Annotated in this window: 20 protein-coding genes; 10 read left to right on the plus strand and 10 right to left on the minus strand. The window is 69.7% G+C overall.

The genetic code is table 11. The features are described from left to right. Window positions 1-85: 85 nt before the first annotated feature. Window positions 86-472, minus strand: a complete 387-nt coding sequence (locus MMF94_RS16810; RefSeq protein ID WP_241037681.1) for a VOC family protein — start codon at window positions 470-472, stop codon at window positions 86-88. A 134-nt stretch (window positions 473-606) separates the two neighbouring features. Here MMF94_RS16810 and MMF94_RS16815 point away from each other — a divergent pair, with 134 nt between their 5' ends. The 4 genes from MMF94_RS16815 to MMF94_RS16830 all read left to right on the plus strand — a co-directional run bounded on the left by MMF94_RS16815 (window position 607) and on the right by MMF94_RS16830 (window position 3,351). Then, the gene (locus MMF94_RS16815) at window positions 607-1,230 is read left to right on the plus strand and encodes an alpha-ketoglutarate-dependent dioxygenase AlkB (protein WP_379660471.1); all 624 of its coding nucleotides are present in this window, start codon (window positions 607-609) and stop codon (window positions 1,228-1,230) included. Window positions 1,231-1,342: 112 nt separating this feature from the next. Continuing rightward, complete coding sequence (locus tag MMF94_RS16820; protein ID WP_241037683.1) at window positions 1,343-1,705, plus strand: SPW repeat protein; 363 nt, start codon at window positions 1,343-1,345, stop codon at window positions 1,703-1,705. A gap of 126 nt (window positions 1,706-1,831) precedes the next feature. Beyond that, complete coding sequence (locus tag MMF94_RS16825) at window positions 1,832-2,410, plus strand: TetR/AcrR family transcriptional regulator (protein ID WP_241037684.1); 579 nt, start codon at window positions 1,832-1,834, stop codon at window positions 2,408-2,410. Between the two features lie 83 nt (window positions 2,411-2,493). Next, a complete protein-coding gene (locus MMF94_RS16830; protein WP_241037685.1) occupies window positions 2,494-3,351 on the plus strand; it encodes a phytanoyl-CoA dioxygenase family protein in 858 nt (285 codons plus the stop codon). A 78-nt stretch (window positions 3,352-3,429) separates the two neighbouring features. On the opposite strand, the gene add is transcribed toward MMF94_RS16830, so the two are convergent. From add to MMF94_RS16855, 5 genes are read right to left on the minus strand one after another with little or no spacing between them, the layout of a single operon-like run. Then, a complete protein-coding gene (gene add, locus MMF94_RS16835) occupies window positions 3,430-4,413 on the minus strand; it encodes an adenosine deaminase (RefSeq protein ID WP_241037686.1) in 984 nt (327 codons plus the stop codon). A gap of 2 nt (window positions 4,414-4,415) precedes the next feature. Next, complete coding sequence (locus tag MMF94_RS16840; RefSeq protein WP_241037687.1) at window positions 4,416-5,483, minus strand: ABC transporter substrate-binding protein; 1,068 nt, start codon at window positions 5,481-5,483, stop codon at window positions 4,416-4,418. Window positions 5,484-5,522: 39 nt separating this feature from the next. After that, window positions 5,523-6,314, minus strand: coding sequence for an ABC transporter permease (locus MMF94_RS16845; protein WP_241037689.1), 792 nt, complete (start codon window positions 6,312-6,314; stop codon window positions 5,523-5,525). A gap of 7 nt (window positions 6,315-6,321) precedes the next feature. After that, window positions 6,322-7,104 carry an ABC transporter permease gene (locus MMF94_RS16850; protein ID WP_241037691.1) on the minus strand — a complete coding sequence of 261 codons (783 nt, stop codon included), beginning with the start codon at window positions 7,102-7,104 and terminating at the stop codon, window positions 6,322-6,324. Beyond that, complete coding sequence (locus MMF94_RS16855; protein ID WP_241037693.1) at window positions 7,101-7,928, minus strand: ABC transporter ATP-binding protein; 828 nt, start codon at window positions 7,926-7,928, stop codon at window positions 7,101-7,103. The genes MMF94_RS16850 and MMF94_RS16855 overlap by 4 nt, the downstream gene beginning before the upstream one ends. Window positions 7,929-8,041: 113 nt before the next feature. On the opposite strand from MMF94_RS16855, the gene MMF94_RS16860 reads away from it, so the two are divergent. From MMF94_RS16860 to MMF94_RS16885, 6 genes are all read left to right on the plus strand, one after another. Then, window positions 8,042-8,653 carry a TetR/AcrR family transcriptional regulator gene (locus MMF94_RS16860; protein ID WP_241037694.1) on the plus strand — a complete coding sequence of 204 codons (612 nt, stop codon included), beginning with the start codon at window positions 8,042-8,044 and terminating at the stop codon, window positions 8,651-8,653. Between the two features lie 102 nt (window positions 8,654-8,755). Continuing rightward, window positions 8,756-9,349, plus strand: coding sequence for a nicotinate-nucleotide adenylyltransferase (gene nadD, locus MMF94_RS16865; protein WP_241037695.1), 594 nt, complete (start codon window positions 8,756-8,758; stop codon window positions 9,347-9,349). Between the two features lie 27 nt (window positions 9,350-9,376). Then, a complete protein-coding gene (locus tag MMF94_RS16870; protein ID WP_241037696.1) occupies window positions 9,377-10,225 on the plus strand; it encodes an aminoglycoside phosphotransferase family protein in 849 nt (282 codons plus the stop codon). A 212-nt stretch (window positions 10,226-10,437) separates the two neighbouring features. Further along, window positions 10,438-11,100, plus strand: a complete 663-nt coding sequence (locus tag MMF94_RS16875; protein ID WP_241037697.1) for a hypothetical protein — start codon at window positions 10,438-10,440, stop codon at window positions 11,098-11,100. A gap of 128 nt (window positions 11,101-11,228) precedes the next feature. Next, the gene (locus MMF94_RS16880; protein ID WP_241037698.1) at window positions 11,229-11,678 is read left to right on the plus strand and encodes a hypothetical protein; all 450 of its coding nucleotides are present in this window, start codon (window positions 11,229-11,231) and stop codon (window positions 11,676-11,678) included. Window positions 11,679-11,718: 40 nt separating this feature from the next. After that, the gene (locus MMF94_RS16885; protein WP_241037699.1) at window positions 11,719-12,294 is read left to right on the plus strand and encodes a hypothetical protein; all 576 of its coding nucleotides are present in this window, start codon (window positions 11,719-11,721) and stop codon (window positions 12,292-12,294) included. Window positions 12,295-12,454: 160 nt separating this feature from the next. Here the strand turns inward: MMF94_RS16885 and dhaK are convergent, their stop codons facing one another. Genes dhaK through MMF94_RS16905 form a run of 4 tightly spaced genes read right to left on the minus strand, consistent with a single transcriptional unit; the run spans window position 12,455 to window position 15,829 of the window. Beyond that, entirely contained in the window at window positions 12,455-13,450 is a 996-nt protein-coding gene (gene dhaK / locus MMF94_RS16890) for a dihydroxyacetone kinase subunit DhaK (RefSeq protein WP_241037700.1), read from the minus strand. A gap of 55 nt (window positions 13,451-13,505) precedes the next feature. Then, the gene (gene dhaL / locus MMF94_RS16895; RefSeq protein ID WP_241037701.1) at window positions 13,506-14,156 is read right to left on the minus strand and encodes a dihydroxyacetone kinase subunit DhaL; all 651 of its coding nucleotides are present in this window, start codon (window positions 14,154-14,156) and stop codon (window positions 13,506-13,508) included. 5 nt (window positions 14,157-14,161) lie between these two features. After that, the gene (locus MMF94_RS16900; RefSeq protein WP_241037703.1) at window positions 14,162-14,965 is read right to left on the minus strand and encodes an HAD-IA family hydrolase; all 804 of its coding nucleotides are present in this window, start codon (window positions 14,963-14,965) and stop codon (window positions 14,162-14,164) included. A gap of 3 nt (window positions 14,966-14,968) precedes the next feature. Continuing rightward, window positions 14,969-15,829: a class II fructose-bisphosphate aldolase gene (locus MMF94_RS16905; protein ID WP_241037705.1), complete on the minus strand. Its 861-nt coding sequence runs from the start codon at window positions 15,827-15,829 to the stop codon at window positions 14,969-14,971. Window positions 15,830-15,881 lie beyond the last annotated feature (52 nt).

The following is a 15,881-nucleotide window of genomic DNA, read 5'->3' on the forward strand; positions in this document are numbered from 1 at the left end:
GGGCCGTCGACTCAGCGGAGCACGAATGGGCAGGTCCGCGACGTGTCAAGGCCGGGAGGGCGATCGTCCGGGGTGGGCGACCGGATCAAGGATGGCGGCCTGCCAGCAGGCAGAACTCGTTCCCCTCCGGGTCGGCGAGTACGACCCAGCTCTCGTCGCCCTGGCCGACGTCGGCGTGTCGAGCACCGAGGTCGAGCAGGCGGCGGACCTCGTCGTCCTGCTCCCTGTCGGTCGGGTTGAGGTCGAGGTGGAGCCGGTTCTTGACGGTCTTGCCCTCAGGCACCTGCGCGAACGTCAACGTCGGTGGCACGGGGCCGAGGTGGTTCCTGCCTTCAGGCGCCAGGGGGGAGCCGATCGTGACAAGGCCGTCGTCTTCGTCCTGCACCTCGTAGTCGAGCACCGAGCACCAGAACCGGGCGAGACCGTGAGGGTCGGCACAGTCGATCGCGAGCTCGGTGAACTTGCTGGCCATGTCAGGACCTCCCGGTCACGAAACGGGTCGGCGGAAGGCCACACGCTAATCGCAGTGCTCGGCGGCGAGGTGAGCTGCGCGCGGTGTGATCAGCATCGAACTGATGTTCGATTCCGTGTAGCGTCGCCGGGGTGTTGCACCTCGATCTGGCCTGGCAGCCGTCGCTGTTCGGTGCCGCCGCCGACGGTGTCGAACTCGACGCGGGCTTCGGTGGTGTGCAGCGCCGTGAGCTGGGTGACGGGGCGTGGGTCGACCACGGGCCCGGCTGGTGCCGTGGTGCCGATGATCTGTTCGCCCGCATCCTCTCCGCCACTCCGTGGGCGGGCCGGGATGTGTGGATGTACGACCGGGTGTTGCCCGAGCCGCGGCTCACCCACCGCTGGCGTCTCGACGACGGTCCCGCGCCGCCCGCCGAGCTGCGGGAGATGGCCCGGGTGCTGAGTGATCGCTACGGCGTGGAGTTCACGCAGGTGGGCGCCAACCTGTACCGCGACGGTTCCGACAGCGTCGCGTGGCACGGCGACCGCGTGGCCCGCGATCTCCCGGAGGCGATCGTCGCGCTGGTCTCGCTCGGTGCGGTACGGCCGTTCCGGCTGCGTCCCACCGGCGGCGGTGCCTCGGTGGGCTATCTGCCAGGGCCGGGCGACCTCCTCGTGATGGGTGGGTCCTGTCAGCGCACGTGGCAGCACTGCGTGCCCAAGACCCGTTCGGTCGGGCCGCGCGCCAGCATCCAGTTTCGGCACGCCTACCAGCGCTGACGCCTATGGCGTAGATCGCAGCCCGGATCGCGGAGGCGGCTTGACCGGTCGGTCAGTCAAGGAGCATGCTCGTTCTATTGGATATCAACTCCTCACGAGGGAAGTGATCGCGATGACCGCGAGGTCATGGCACCGGTGGCAGGACTGGGCAGCGCTGGTGATCGGTGTGCTGACGGCTCTGTCGCCCATCGTGGTGAGCACCGACGCCACCGCGTTGTGGACGCTCATCATCTTCGGTGTGCTGATTGCAGCCACGGCGCTCTGGTCGCTCGGGCGGCCGGGGTCGGTGGCCAGCGAGTACGTGCACGCGGTGCTCGGTGTGTTGCTGTTCATCTCGCCCTGGGTGCTGGCCTACACCGCCCTCACCGGGTCGTCCTGGACGTCCTGGGTCGCGGGCGTGCTGACGGTCGCGGTGGGTATCGCCGCCCTTCCGGCGGCGAACGCGGAGCACCGGGGGCTCGCCGGGCAGCACTGAGATCGGCACTGAGATCGGCACTGAATCGCAGTGCTGAACCACTGGCAGAACCGATCGACAGCACGGCCGCGGCCCGGTTGGTCGCGGCCGTGCCGCACGTCAGGATGTAGTGGTGGTGAGAGGGAGATGAACGAGCGGGGCGCGCGCGACCGGATCCTGGCCGCCGCGGAGGAGTTGTTCGCCGACCGCGGGTTCGACGCCACGCCGACCTCGCAGATCGCCGAGCGGGCCGGTGTACCGAAGGGTTTGGTGCACTACTACTTCAAGCGCAAGCCCGACCTGCTGACGGCGCTCGTGGAGCGGCTACCCGAGGACCGTCTCGATCCCGCGCACGTGGTGGTGCCCGGGGACGTTGCGTCGAGCCTGCACCGGCTCGTCGACGCGCTCGACCGCACGCAGGCCTCGTCGGCCGTGCTCTCGCACCTGCTCTGGCGGGAGGCGGACACCCACCCCGCCGTTCTCGACGCGCTCCGCACGCGCTTCAACCTGCTCGTCGAACAGGTTCGCGCCGTCATCGCGGCGGCCCGGCCGGACGACTGCGTCGCGGCCGATGTGGACAGTGCCGCGCACCTGCTGGCCTCGGCCGTCAGCTACCGGCATTCGGTAGCCCGGCATGCCGAGGACGGGCGCGCGACCATGCGTCGGGAACTGCGGTTCCTGGCCGACGCGCTGGCGGCGGGCGCAGGCGCGGTGTCCACGGCGTAGGCGCTGGATTCACCGGAACGTTACTTCGTATCGCGTCGACACGGCTCACACTTGAACCGCTTGGTTCAACCAGAGGAGTCGACGTGACCGCTCTCGACCTGACCGCCTTCACCGACCTCGGTGTGTTCACCCCCGACGACGGCCCCGAGGCCGCGAAGACCTTCTACGACCGGTGGGGCTTCGTGGTGCTGCGCGACCTGGTCGGCGCTGACCTGATCGACGCCATGGAGGCGGAGTGTGTGGCCGCCCAGAGCGGAGTGCTCGCGGGTGAGCTGGACGCGCGGTACGGCTCGCGGCGGTACCTCGACGACGAGCGCAAGGCCGAACGGTTCGTGAACTACGTGGATCACGTCGAGGAGCTCGTCCCGGCGATCGGCACGGCGCTCGCCACCCCGGCGCTCGTCGATCTGGTGACGCGGATCCTCGGCCCCGGCTTCTGGCCCAGCCGCGACGGCGTCGTCTACCAGGACGCACGGCCGGGGCGGGAGTCCGGATACACCCGGATCGGCTGGCACGCCGACTGGCAGGCCATCCCGCACCTCGACATCTGGCCCGGCACGGCGTTCACGTTCCACATCGACGGCACCAGCCCCGCGAACGGCTTTCTCCGCGTGGTGCCCGGCAGCCATCTCTGGGCCACCGCCTCGCCGTTCGAGAACATCAACAACGTCGCCGTGCCCGATGGCACGCCCGCCGCCCGGGGCTACACCGACACCCCGGCGCCGGCGCCCATGCCGCTCGGCTTCGAGAAGGTCCGCGGGGAGATCCCGGTGTACGCAGAGCGGGGCGACGTGATCCTCCACGACGCGTACCTGTGGCATTCCGCGGCGCGTGCCACCGACGACGACACGATGCGTCGCCACGTCCGCGGTGGCTGGCACGGCGGTGACCGGAGCCTGATGGACCGGGAGACCGGATTCGTCAAGAACGCCGCTCGCTGAGCCCGGCCTGCTCCTGGAGTGGAGGCCCTGCTCATGCCGGACACGAGCAGGACTACCCCACGGCGGCGCAGGCCGTTGTCACGGTGCGCTCGTCAGCCATTCCTCGATGCGCTCCACCCCGTCGTCGACGAACTCCGGCGGCGCGCCCGAACCCACCAGCGACGAGCGCGCGAGCTGCGCCAGCCGCTCGTCGGACAGGCCCATCGTCGTGCGGGCCAGTTCGTACTCCCCGCGCAGGCCGGGGCCGAAGAGCAGCGGGTCGTCTCCGTTCAGCGTGCAGCGAACGCCCGCGTCGAGCAGCCGGACCAGCGGGTGCTCCTCGAAGGACGGCACCACGGCGAGCATCACGTTGGACGTCGGGCAGACGTCGAGCACGACCTCCTCGGTGGCGAGCCGCTCCACCAGCGCGGGGTCCTCGATCGCGCGGACACCGTGGCAGATCCGCCGGGCGCCCAGCGCGTCGAGCGCGCCGTAGACGCTGGCAGGCCCGGCGAGCTCGCCGGCATGCGGAGCGGAGATCAGACCGGCGTCGCGGGCGATCCCGAACGCCTCCGCGAACGGCTCCGGCGGGAACAGCGCCTCATCGGCCGCCAACCCGAACGACACCACGCCGGCGTCTGCGTAGCGGGCGGCCAGCTTCGCCAGCTCCACCGCCTGCTCGGGATCGAAGTCGCGCAACGCCGAGACGATCCAGCCGCACCCGATCCCGCGGCGGTCGGCGGCGCGCCGCCCCTCGTCGAGGACGATCTCCAGCACTTCGTCGGCGGTGCCGAGCGCGCCCACGTACCGGGGCGGGTAGAAATGCGGCTCGACCCACACCGCCCCGTCGTCGGCGGCGTCGTCGACGACCTCGCGCACCACACGTCGAAGGTCATCCTCCGTGACGATCAGCGCCGACGCGGCCCGGTACTGCAACCCGAACTCGCCGAACGACGTGTAGCCCCGCACGGGTGGGACGGCCACGCCTGCGGCGGTGGCCAGGTCGGCCAGCGTCGAGGGCCGCATCGCTCCTTCGAGGTGGAGGTGCAGGTGGGCTTTCGGCAGCTGCGCGAGATCCCGCACCATCAGACGGTGGCCTTTCCCTGGAAGACGTTGTCGAGCACGGTCGTATCGACGATCTTTGCCACGTCGGGCAATGGGGTCACTCCGGCAGCCGTGTATGCCCTGTACATAGGGCCGGCCAGGCGCGCAGGGTCGATCCGGAACAGCCCGTGCGAGGCCGTGAGCTCGTTCTGGGTGTAGAGGATCTGCAGCTGGTTCTCCCGGGTCTGCTGGGCGAGGTCGAGGCCGAGGTCGGCGCCGTACTTCTCCACCGCGAGGTGGGCGGCGACGGAGGGGTCGGCGGCGTTGTCCTGCCAGCCGCGGATGGTGGCGCGCATGAACTTCTCGACGGTCGGGCGGTTGGCCTGCAGCCAGGAGCGCTGGCTGCACACGATGCTGGAGTACTGATCGAGCCCGAGCTGCTGGTAGGTGGTGACGAAGAAATCGCGGTTCTGCACCATGCCCTGCTGCTCGAGGATGATGGGCTGGTTGGTGGCGAAGCAGGTGTAGACGTCGCCCTGGCCGTCGACGAGCGGGCTGGGTTCGTAGCCGACGGGGATGAACTGGTACTCGACAGGCACGCCTGCCAGCCGCATCGCGGCATCGATGTAGGGCTGCAGGCCCTGCTGGCCGAGCACCCGAGTGCCGACGATGTCCTTTGCGGTGCGCACGGGGCGGCGCGCCAACGACAGCAGTCCCGCGGGCGTGTTCTCGTACGTCGTGCCGTAGGTGACGAAGTCGTTGCCCGCATTGACCGCCGACAGGAAAGCCTGCAGCCCCACGGGGATCGCGATCTCGGCGCCGTGCCCGGCGAGGGTCTGGGTCGGATCGGGTGCGTTCGGGCCGCCGGGGAGGAACTCGACGTCGAGGCCCTCCTGTTTGTAGTAGCCGCGGTCGTCGGCGATCCAGAAGCCGGCGAACTCCACGTTGGTGATCCAGCCGAGCGCTACGCGGACGGGGGCGCGTGCACCGTCCCCGCCGGGGGTATCGCCGCCGGTGCCACAGGCGGCGAGCGCGGCGAGGCCCAGGCCGGAGATGCTCGCGGTGCGCAACAGCCGGCGGCGGGACCAGAGGGTGGGGACGCTGGACATGGGTCTCCTCGGAGTGGGTCGGTAGCCGTGCAGGAAGGCTCAGGTGAACCGGGTGATGCCCCAGCGCTCGACGCCGCGTGCGCCAACGAAGCAGGCGACCGACACGACGGTGGCGACGAGCGCGGTGCCCCAGGCGCGATCGACCTGGTAGAAGCTCACCGACTGCGCGAACAGCGTGCCCAGGCCGTGTCCACCCATCAGGTATTCGGCGAGCATCGCGGCGAGCACGGCCGTGGGCGCGGTGAGCCGGAAGGCCACCAGCAGCCCGGGCGCGGCGTGCGGGAGCAGCAGCAGGCGAAGCACCGTGGAGCGGGACGCGCCGAGCACCGCCATCAGGTCGGACGCGGCCCGCGGCGCGGCGCGTAGCCGGGAGCCGACGAACACGAAGGCCGGGAAGAACGAGGCGACCGACGTGATCACCAGGACTGTCACCCAGCCGTAGCCGAGCACCGCGGCGAACACCGGGATCATCGCGACCACCGGAACCGACCGCATGACCAGCGCGAGGGGCGTCACCAGCCCGGAGAGGATCCGGGACGCCCACACCGCGACGGCCATCCCCGTGCCCAACGCCATCCCCGCGACGAGACCGCCCGCCGACATCGCGAGCGTCCAGCCCAGGTCGGGCAGGTAGGCGCCGACGTTGCCGGCGACGTCGGTGAACACCAGCGCCGGTGGGGGCACGACGATCTGGTTGACGCCGCTCAGCCAGGACCACAGCTGCCACGCGACGACGAACGCGGCCACGGTCCAGTAGCGGGAGACGAGCCGGCCGAGGGGGCGCGCGATCAGCCGCGCCGGCGCGGAGCCGCGCGGCAATTCGGTACTCATCGCTCGCTCACCGGAATCTCCGGGTCACCGTGGCGCGCAGGGCCACCAGCAGCACGTACGCGAGCAGGGACATGACGGCCGCCGTGAGGGCTGCGGCCCAGAGCTGGTCGATCCGGACGTTCTGCATGGAGCTGACCAGCAGCACGCCGAGCCCGCGGGGCGCGCCGAACCACTCCCCGACGACGGCACCGAGCACCGCGGCCGGCGCGGCGACGGTGAGGCCGTCGATGATCAGCGGGAGCCCGGCCGGTAGCTGCAGCCGCAGCAGGGTGGCGACCCGGCCCGCGCCGAGCACGGCGAACACGTCGCGCTGGGTGTCGCTCGCCGCCCCGAGCGCCGACGTGGCGGCCACGAAGAGAGCGAAGCCGGCCGCCAGCGCGGCGACCAGGGTGGGGGTGGCCTCCCGCCCGGCAGTGGTGATCAGCAATGGACCCAGGGCGATGAGCGGCACCGCGTTCACGACGGCGGCGAGCCGGTCGAAGCCCGGACCGGCGGCGGGCACCAGCACGCTGAGCACTGCGACCAGCAGAGCGACGACGCTGCCGAGCAGGAACCCGGCCAGCGCGGCGGTGCCGGTGGCGACGAGCGCGCGTCCCAGCAGCTGCTGCGCGCCAGGCTCGGCGACGTACCCGACGACGGCGGTGAGCGCCGGCCAGCCGGCCCCTGCCAGCCTGAACCGGCCGACGACCTCGACGAGCACGAGCAATGCGACGACACCGCAGGCGGCGAGCCACGGGCTCCGGCGGAGCGCGCCAGTGCCGGCTGCCCCGGGTTCTTCGCTGCGGCTCATGTGGTCGCCGCGGCGGGCTCGGCGTCGTCGAGCAGCCCGGTGAGCAGGTCGACGAGGGCATGGAACTCCGGGTCGCGGGTGACCTCGCTGCCACGCGGGTGCGGGATCTCGACCTGCTGCACGTGCCGCACCCGCCCCGGCCGGCCCGTCATGACGACGACCCGGTCGGCCAGCAGCACGGCCTCGTCGACGTCGTGGGTGACCAGCAATGTGGTGATCCGCTGCTCCATCCAGATCCGCGCCAGCTCGAGGTTCATCCGCCGCCGGGTGACCGCATCCAGCGCGCCGAACGGTTCGTCGAGCAGGAGCACGTCGGGTTCCAGGGCGAGCGCGCGGGCGATCGCGACGCGCTGCCGCATCCCGCCCGAGAGCTGGCGGGGACGGGCGTCCTCGAAGCCCGCCAGGCCCACCAGTTCGAGCAGCGCGTCGACACGTTCGCGGTCGACCGCGCGACCGGCCACTCGGAACGGGAGGGCCACGTTGTTGCGCGCAGTGGCCCACGGCAGCAGCGCGTGCTCTTGAAAGGCCACGCCGAGCCGGTGGGCCGCGATCAGCTCGGACGGGCTGCGGCCCTCGACGAGCACCACACCCTCGGTGGGAGTCTCGAGACCGGCGGCCAGCCGTAGGAGGGTGGACTTCCCACAGCCGGACGGACCCAGGACCGCCACGAACTCCGCGCGGGCGATCTCCAGGTCGAGACGATCCAGCGCACGCACCGCCTTGCCGCGCCGGAGTGGGAAATCCTTCACGATCCCGTGCAAGGAGATGGCCGCGCCGGTGGAGCTCTCGGTGGGCACAGGGGTGGCGCCATGTGCTGCTCGCATCTCGGGCTCCGGTGAATCGCGCGTCACACACGCTGGGAAGCGACAGTCGCTGCCGTGTCGCGGCGACGGCGCCCAGAGGTCACGGCAGTGGCTCAACGGTAGCGTGTCGCGCCATGGCGAACCCGGGTTCGGAGCGGGACCGGCTGCTCCGGCTGGCCGCCGATCACGTGCTCGAGCAGGGCATAGCCGACATGACGCTCCGCAGCCTCGGTGCGGCGATCGGCACGAACAACCGGATGCTTCTCTACTACTTCGGCTCCAAGGAAAAGCTGATCGGGGAGACGCTGCTGGAGGCGTCCCGGCGGTTCCCGGCCTTCACAGCGGCGATGACCGCCCTCGACGATCCCGGCACGCCGCTTGTCGAGAGGCTGCTGGCGTGTTGGCGCGGGATCGCCGCGCCGGAGAACCTCCCGTTCCTGCGGCTCTTCTTCGAGATCTTCGGCCAGGCGGCCCACAACCCCGGTCGCTTCGACGACTTCCTCGCCAGGGTCGGCCACGACTGGACCAACCAGGTGGCGGGTGCGTTGCGAGTCGAGGGCGTGCCGGCTGTCGTCGCCGGTCGGATGGCCCGCGAGATCGTCGCGCTGTGGCGCGGCCTGCAGTTCGACCTCATCTCCACGGGCGACGCCGACGCCGTGGCGGCGAGCTACGCCGTGACCGCCACGGCGTTCGCGCAGCGCTGCCGGGCCGCGATCGAGGAGCAGGCTGCCCACCCGGCGAGCTGAGGACATGGCAGCGCTCTGACGTGCGGGGAACCGTGTGGTTCACAGCACGTTACGGATGCTGGATCGCCCCTGACCACCGGCTCGCGCACTACTGTTCCTTTGATGAGTCCCAAGATCGGGGTGATGGGCGGGACGTTCGATCCCATCCATCACGGACACCTCGTTGCGGCCAGTGAGGTCGCCGACCGCTTCGGTCTCGACGAGGTGGTCTTCGTGCCCACCGGTCAGCCATGGCAGAAGTCGGAGCGCGAGGTGAGCGCCGCCGAGGACCGCTACCTGATGACAGTGGTGGCCACGGCGTCCAACCCCCGGTTCACGGTCAGCCGCGTCGACATCGACCGCGGAGGGCTCACCTACACCTCGGACACGCTCCGGGACCTGCATGAGCAACGGCCAGGCGCCGACCTCTACTTCATCACCGGCGCCGACGCGCTGGCGCAGATCCTGTCCTGGCAGAAGCTGGACGAGCTGTTCAGCCTGGCGCACTTCGTCGGGGTCACCCGCCCGGGTTACGAGCTGGACGGCCACCACCTGCCGGACGGCTCGGTCACGCTCGTCGAGGTACCGGCGTTGGCCATCTCGTCCACCGACTGCCGGCGCCGCGTCGCCGAGGGCCATCCGGTCTGGTACCTGGTGCCGGACGGGGTGGTGCAGTACATCTCGAAGCGCGGCCTCTACCGCGAAAAGGACGAGTGACCAGCGCCGTAGCCCTACCATCCCCTCGTGGATCCGGGTGGCGATCAGCTCACTGAACGCCAACGGGAGCTCCTGCACGACTGGCTGCCTGGGGCCGAGATCGTGCAGGACCACAGCTGGGGGCTCGTCGGCACCACCGTGCTGGAACTGGTCCATCGCGGCGCCCGTTACGTCGCCAAGGCAGGCGACGCGAAGGACCATCACCTGGCGCGTGAAGTGCGGGCGCACCGCAACTGGCTCGGCCCGTGGACGTCACGGGGGCGGGCACCGCAACTCGTGCACGCGGACGGCGAGGCCAAGCTGCTCGTGACGCGTTACCTGCCGGGCGAGCTGGTGGAAGGCAGCGAGCACGAGTTTCGTCCGGACATCTACCGGCAAGCCGGCGAGTTGCTGGCACGGTCGCACGAACAGGTCGCCATCGAGGACGAGGAGTTCGAGGCCAGGGAGAAGGTGAAGTCGCTCGCGTCGCTCGGCATGCCACACCGCATCGCTCCGGACGTGGTGGCGCGACTCCGTGAGCTGGTGGAATCGTGGCCGACGCCGCCGGTGACTCTCGTGCCGACGCACGGTGACTGGCAGCCTCGAAACTGGCTCGTGCACGAGGGCGTGGTGAGCGTCATCGACTTCGGACGGGCCGGCCTGCGTCCCGCTTTCGCGGACTTCGCCCGGCTCGCGGTCCAGCAGTTCCGGGCGGATCCGGCGCTCGAGTCGGCGTTTCTGGACGGGTACGGCAGCGATCCGCGTGAAGCGGCTGCGTGGCGTCGCAACGGGGTTCGAGAGGCGATCGGTACCGCGGTGTGGGCCTACCAAGTGGGCGACGAGCGCTTCGAGCAGCAGGGTCACCGGATGATCGCCGAGGTGCTCGCGGACGGCTGAGAGGCAGTTCCGCCCACTCGTTGACGGCCGGACACCTCGCCGCTTCCTTCTCGCTGCTCATCGCGGTTGGACGGTGACTCACGGCCTCAGACGTACGCCAACCGGCCCATTCCTCGGACGTCCGAACAGTCCGATCACGTCGGCCGAAAGGGTTGAAGATCATTCAACCCGAGGGATAGGGCAAACTCCTCGGAGCGGAAGGATTTCTGCTGGTGACGATTCGCGACATGGTCCTCGGCCTGCTCGATCTGCCGGGCTCGAGATACTCCTGTGTGGCCGAACGGGAAAACGGTCAGATACTGATCGAGTCCGGCGTGGCGGCGGTCGACCCGGCCGTTGTGCTGCGCTGGGGAACAGAGGCGACAACCGTTCTCGAGGCGGCAGTGGACGGGGGTTTGGAAGACGTCATCCTGACCTCGGGCTACCTTTATCACCTCGTTCGTCCGCTCGGTGTTTCGCGCTCGTTGCTGGTTTATCTCTGCGTGGACAGGGCGCGGGCCAACCTGGCGTCGGCCCGGCGGGAACTGGCCGCCGTCCGGTTCGAGGATCGGGCCGTCACAGTGGCGCCTCCCAGGCCGCCGCCTGAGTCGTTTCAGGGGCTCCCACCTGCGATTTCACATGCTGCTTCCGCCATGCCGCCCGCGTCGGCCCCGCCCGTCCGGCCGTCGGCCGTCGCACCGACGACACCTGCGGCCGTCGCGGTTCCGCTGCCCCGCAGGGCCGGCCCGCGAGCAATTCCGGGCTTTGCTCCGCCGTCTCAGCAGCGGTGGTCGGCAGACCCGATCCTCGGTCGACAATGGGCAAATGATGTCGCGACGATGAGCCGGCTGTTGACGGCTCTGCGCGCATGGGGCGACGATGTCGAATCGCCCTGAAAAACGTTGTTACAACCCCACCGAATGGTGCCCTGCAACCTGTACGTTACGGTCTTCCGTACCCCGATGAGAAAAGGCTGTCCCACATCTCCCCGACCGTGTGACGGCCTGCCCTGGAGGCTCTGGCAATGAGCAGTATCGACTACACACTGGACTTGGCTGCCAACATCAAGGGCGCCTTCGCCGTCGCGATCGTCGACTACGACAGCGGGATGACCCTCGGCTCCCGCGGCGGAAGCCCCGAGTTCGACCTCGACGTCGCCGCGCCCGGCAACAGCGATGTCGTGCGCACGAAGCTCGACGTCATGCAGAAGCTGGGCCTGCGGGAGTCGATCGAGGACATCCTGATCAGCCTCGACACGCAGTACCACCTCATCCGGCCGATCCGCGGCAACTCCGACGAGAAGCTGTTCTTCTACCTGGTGCTGAACCGGGCGCAGGCCAACCTGGCCATGGCCCGTCGTGACCTGCGGATGATCGAGCAGCAGTTCTACATGACCAACCCGACGCCCGGACGGCCGGTGCCGAGCCAGCAGGACGGCTCCGCGTACTTCCAGGCCAACGCGGGTCACCGCTGATCGAGGTCGGCGACAGGTCGTGGTGCGCCACCGGCGCCCGGTGAACATCCGGGACGACGGTCTTCCTGCCGTCATCGGCCCGCTCGTCACGGCCGGTGGGCTCGACATGGCCGTCGTCCTCGATGTCGACAGCGGGATGGTGCTGGACGCGTGGGTTCGCGGGGGCCTCGGTGATGCGGAGGCGCTCGGTGCCGGGCACGCGGACGTCGTGCGGGCGCTGCTCGCCGTCGCCGGCCACCCGGTGCGCGAGCTGATCCTCTCCGAGGACCGCCACCGTCACCATCTGGTCCGCTGCGTCCCCGACCCGTTCGGCGGGCGGCTGGCTCTCGCAGTCGTCGTCACCGGGTCGTCGAGGATCGTCAGACGGATGCGCAGGCGCCTGCGTGAGCTCCCCGATGCCTGCCTGACGACGGGACCCTGGATCCCGTCGTCAGGTCTCGGGGGTCCGCCTCCCGCACAAGGAGTACCTGTCGAATGGGCTCCCGCGCTCGCCCTGGCTGACACCGCCGTGATCCACCGGGTCGGCACGGGCACGCCGGCGCCCGCCCCGCGCCACGGTCCGGCCCCGCCCTCAGCACTCCCGCCCGCCCGCCGGGGCGACGGATGGCCACCGTGATCTGGTGCGAGGCGACGCCCCGTCGGCCTGGATGACGATCGTGGTGTCGTTCTGGGCGAGCAGCGCCCGGGCATGTGCGGGTAGATCCGACTGCGCAGCACGTGAATCGTGATCACGTGACGATCTTCGCTTTCACGATATTCGACGAGGCCGGCGTCGTTCAGAACACCCGGATTGCGATCTCCGCCGGGTCGCCGAGCAGGGACTCGATCTCGTCGTCGAGGCGGACGAGCGTGATCGACACGCCCGCCATGTCCAGCGACGTGCAGTACTCGCCGACGTAGTTGCGGCCCACCGTGATACCGCGGTCGGTGAGCTGGTTGTGCGCCCGCCGGTAGACGATGTACAGCTCACTGATCGGGGTGCCGCCGAGGCCGTTGACCATCAGGGCGACCCGGTCGCCGGACTCGAACGGCAGGTCGCTCACCACGGCGTCGAGCAGCTCGTCGACGATCGCGTCTGCCGGCATCAGCTTCACCCGCCGGCGCCCGGGCTCGCCGTGGATGCCGACACCCATCTCGATCTCGTCGGCAGGCAGGTCGAACAGCGGTGATCCCTTCGCGGGCGGCGTGCACGCGGTGAGGGCCATGCCCATCGTGCGCGTGACGCTGTTGACCTTCTCGCCGATACGGCAGATCTCGTCGAGGTCGGCACCGCGCTCGGCCGCCGCCCCGACGGCCTTCATCACGAAGAAGTTGCCCGCCACACCCCGGCGGCCGACGGTGTAGGTCGAGTCCTGGACCGAGACGTCGTCGTCGATGAACAGCGTGCGGACGGTGATGTCCTCGGCCTCGGCGAGCTCCTGGGCCATGTCGAAGGCCATCCGGTCGCCGGTGTAGTTGTTCACCAGCAGCAGCACGCCCTTGGGCGAGGCGAGCAGCTTGATCGTCTCGTAGACGTAGTCGGTGGGCGGAGCGGCGAACACGTCACCCGGACACGCGGCGTCGAGCATGCCCGCGCCGACCGTCATGACGTGGGCGGGCTCGTGACCGGATCCGGACCCCTGGATGATCGAGACCTTGTCCTCACGCGGGGCGTCCGTCCGCATGATCAGGTTGTAGTCCGGGACGTAACGGAGCGTGTCCGGATTGGCCAGTGCGAGGCCCTCCAGCATCTCCGGAACGTAGTTCTTCGGGTCGTTGACGAACTTCTTCATCCGGTTCTCCATCGGTCTCGTCGGCGAGGGACTCGCCGTCCCGTCGTCGGGCTGCTCAGGAGCTCACCGATCCGGCCCAGGTCTGCGCGACACGTTCGGCCATCACCGCGACGGCGACAGCACCCGCGTCGGGTGACCCGATGCTGCGCTCACCCGTGTAGCTCGCACGGCCGCGCATCGCCTGCATCGATGTCGTCGCGTCGGCGGCGGCCCGAGCGGCGCCCGCGGCGACCTTCGCGACCTCGGGGGCCGGGGTCGACGGGTCGGCCGCGAGCTGCACGGCGATCGCGTCCGTCATCGGTACCAGCGCGTCCAGCAACGTCTTGTCGCCGACGTCGGAGTTGCCCCTCTTCTTGATCCCCTCAGCGGCTCCCCGGAGCATCGCGACGGCGTCCTGGCCGGTCAGCTCCGTCTTTCCCTTGACCGCCGCGGCAGCACGGAGGAACGCCGTGCCCCACAGCGGGCCGGACGTGCCGCCCACCCGCTTGGAGATCGTCAGGGCGATCTTCTGGAGGAAGACCGATGGCTCGCCGCGGTCGTAGGTGTCCCACTCGGCCAGCACGATCTCGAACCCGCGAGCGAGGGAGTAGCCGAAGTCGCCGTCGCCCACGACGGCGTCGAGCTCACCGAACTCACGCTCGTTGTCGACGGCGGTCTGCGCGATCGTGCGGACGATGAACTCGAGACTCGCTGAGGACGGCGACATGATGCTCACTCCCTGCTGGACGGTCGGGCCGGGTGCGGCGCAGCCTTGGTGAGGAGCGTCCGGAGATGGTCGAGGCGGACGAAGGGAGTGGGGTCGAGCGCCAGCGGGTCGTCGAGCACCCGCGTGGTCTCCTGCGGATCGCCCAGCGACGACACCACGAGCGTGGCGCCGGTGAAGTCCTCGTCACCGGTGTAGCTGCTCGGGGTGACCACGCAGGAGAGCCCGGCACCGAGCGCCGAGAGCAGCCCGTTGCGGCTGTCCTCCACGACCACGACGGAGCCGGGTGGGGTCCCGATCTCCGACACGGCGAGCAGGTAGATGTCCGGCGCGGGCTTCTTCTGTGCGACGACGTCGCCTGCGAAGACCGAGAACCGAGGCGCCAGCGCGTCGCCCATCACGCGCTCGAGCACGCTGCGCACCGATGCCTCGGCGGAGGTGGACGCGACGGCGAGCGACCAGCCGGCGTCGGCGGCCTCCTCAGAGATGCGCCGCACCCCCGGCCGCGGCGGGATCGTCCCGCTCGCGATGATCCCGGTGTAGATCTCGGTCTTGCGGCGATGCCAGCGCGCCACGTGGTCGGCCAGCTCGGCAGGGTCGGAGGGGAGCCCTGCCGAGCTGATGAACTCAGGCGTCAGCATCGTCGCCATTCGTTCCTTGCCGCCGCCGACCAGGAGCTTCTGGCCGTACTCGGCCTCGCTCCAACGGACCGGCAGGTCGAACTCCTCGAACATCGCATTGAACGCAGGTAGGTGGCCGTAGCGCTCGGTGTCGGCGAGGACACCGTCGCAGTCGAAGACGAGGGCGGGCACCGGTCAGCCGACTCGGCCGGCGCTGCCGAACAGATCCATCAGCGACCCGGTCATGTCGACGGCCTGCTGACGCACCGACCGGAACAGCGACGGCGGGTCCCATTTGTCCTTGGCCGCCGTCTCCTGTAGGAACGCGAGACTCGACTTCATGAAGGTCTCCTTGAGCGCGGTGGAGATGTTCACCTTCGCGCAACCGCGGTCGATGAGATCGCGGAACTGCTCGTCGGAAAGGCCGCTTCCACCGTGCAGCGCGATGGGGATCGGATGGGCGGCGACGATGTCGGACACGCGCTGGAAATCGAGTGTCGGCGCTGCTTTGTACGTGCCGTGCGCATTGCCGATCGAAGGTGCGAAGACATCGACCTGGGTGGCATCGAGGAAGTCGAGGGCGACCTGCAGATCCTGCCTCCTCGCCTCGGTGTCGGAGCCGATCCCGTCCTCAACACCGGTGATCGACTCGATCTCCCCTTCGACGTGCGCGCCGTGCCTGCGCGCCTCCGCGACGACCTCGATGGTCTGCCGGGTGTTCTCCTCGACCGGCAGGTGAGAGGCATCGAACAGCACCGAGTTCCAGCCACGGTCGAGGCACGTGGTGATGACCTCGCGCTCCGGGCAGTGGTCGAGGTGCAGCGTGACCGGGACCTCGATGCCCGCGGTCATGGACGTCCACATGGAATACAGCACGTCGATGCCGATCGACTTCACGGTCTTCACCGACGTCTGCACGATCAACGGCGACGCTTTCTCGACGGCCGCCGCAAGAACCGCCTCGAGAGTCAGATCATTGAACACGTTGATCGCCGGCACGCCGTACCGTTTGTCGAAGGCGTCGGAGAGGATGTCGTCGAGCGACACGACAGGCACGGTTCGATGCTAGCCAGGTGGTATTGCATTTCCAGGCGTGGTTCTCCCCATC

Source organism: Pseudonocardia alaniniphila, from assembly GCF_022524485.1.
Classification (GTDB): domain Bacteria; phylum Actinomycetota; class Actinomycetes; order Mycobacteriales; family Pseudonocardiaceae; genus Pseudonocardia; species Pseudonocardia alaniniphila.

Coding starts and splice junctions, on each gene's coding strand:
- MMF94_RS16820 (WP_241037683.1), top strand. CDS start 1,343: ATGACCGCGAGGTCATGGCACCGGTGGCAGGACTGGGCAGCGCTGGTG.
- MMF94_RS16860 (WP_241037694.1), top strand. CDS start 8,042: ATGGCGAACCCGGGTTCGGAGCGGGACCGGCTGCTCCGGCTGGCCGCC.
- dhaL (WP_241037701.1), bottom strand. CDS start 14,156: ATGTCGCCGTCCTCAGCGAGTCTCGAGTTCATCGTCCGCACGATCGCG.
- MMF94_RS16845 (WP_241037689.1), bottom strand. CDS start 6,314: ATGAGTACCGAATTGCCGCGCGGCTCCGCGCCGGCGCGGCTGATCGCG.
- MMF94_RS16855 (WP_241037693.1), bottom strand. CDS start 7,928: ATGCGAGCAGCACATGGCGCCACCCCTGTGCCCACCGAGAGCTCCACC.
- dhaK (WP_241037700.1), bottom strand. CDS start 13,450: ATGAAGAAGTTCGTCAACGACCCGAAGAACTACGTTCCGGAGATGCTG.
- MMF94_RS16825 (WP_241037684.1), top strand. CDS start 1,832: ATGAACGAGCGGGGCGCGCGCGACCGGATCCTGGCCGCCGCGGAGGAG.
- nadD (WP_241037695.1), top strand. CDS start 8,756: ATGAGTCCCAAGATCGGGGTGATGGGCGGGACGTTCGATCCCATCCAT.
- MMF94_RS16840 (WP_241037687.1), bottom strand. CDS start 5,483: ATGTCCAGCGTCCCCACCCTCTGGTCCCGCCGCCGGCTGTTGCGCACC.
- MMF94_RS16850 (WP_241037691.1), bottom strand. CDS start 7,104: ATGAGCCGCAGCGAAGAACCCGGGGCAGCCGGCACTGGCGCGCTCCGC.
- MMF94_RS16810 (WP_241037681.1), bottom strand. CDS start 472: ATGGCCAGCAAGTTCACCGAGCTCGCGATCGACTGTGCCGACCCTCAC.
- MMF94_RS16880 (WP_241037698.1), top strand. CDS start 11,229: ATGAGCAGTATCGACTACACACTGGACTTGGCTGCCAACATCAAGGGC.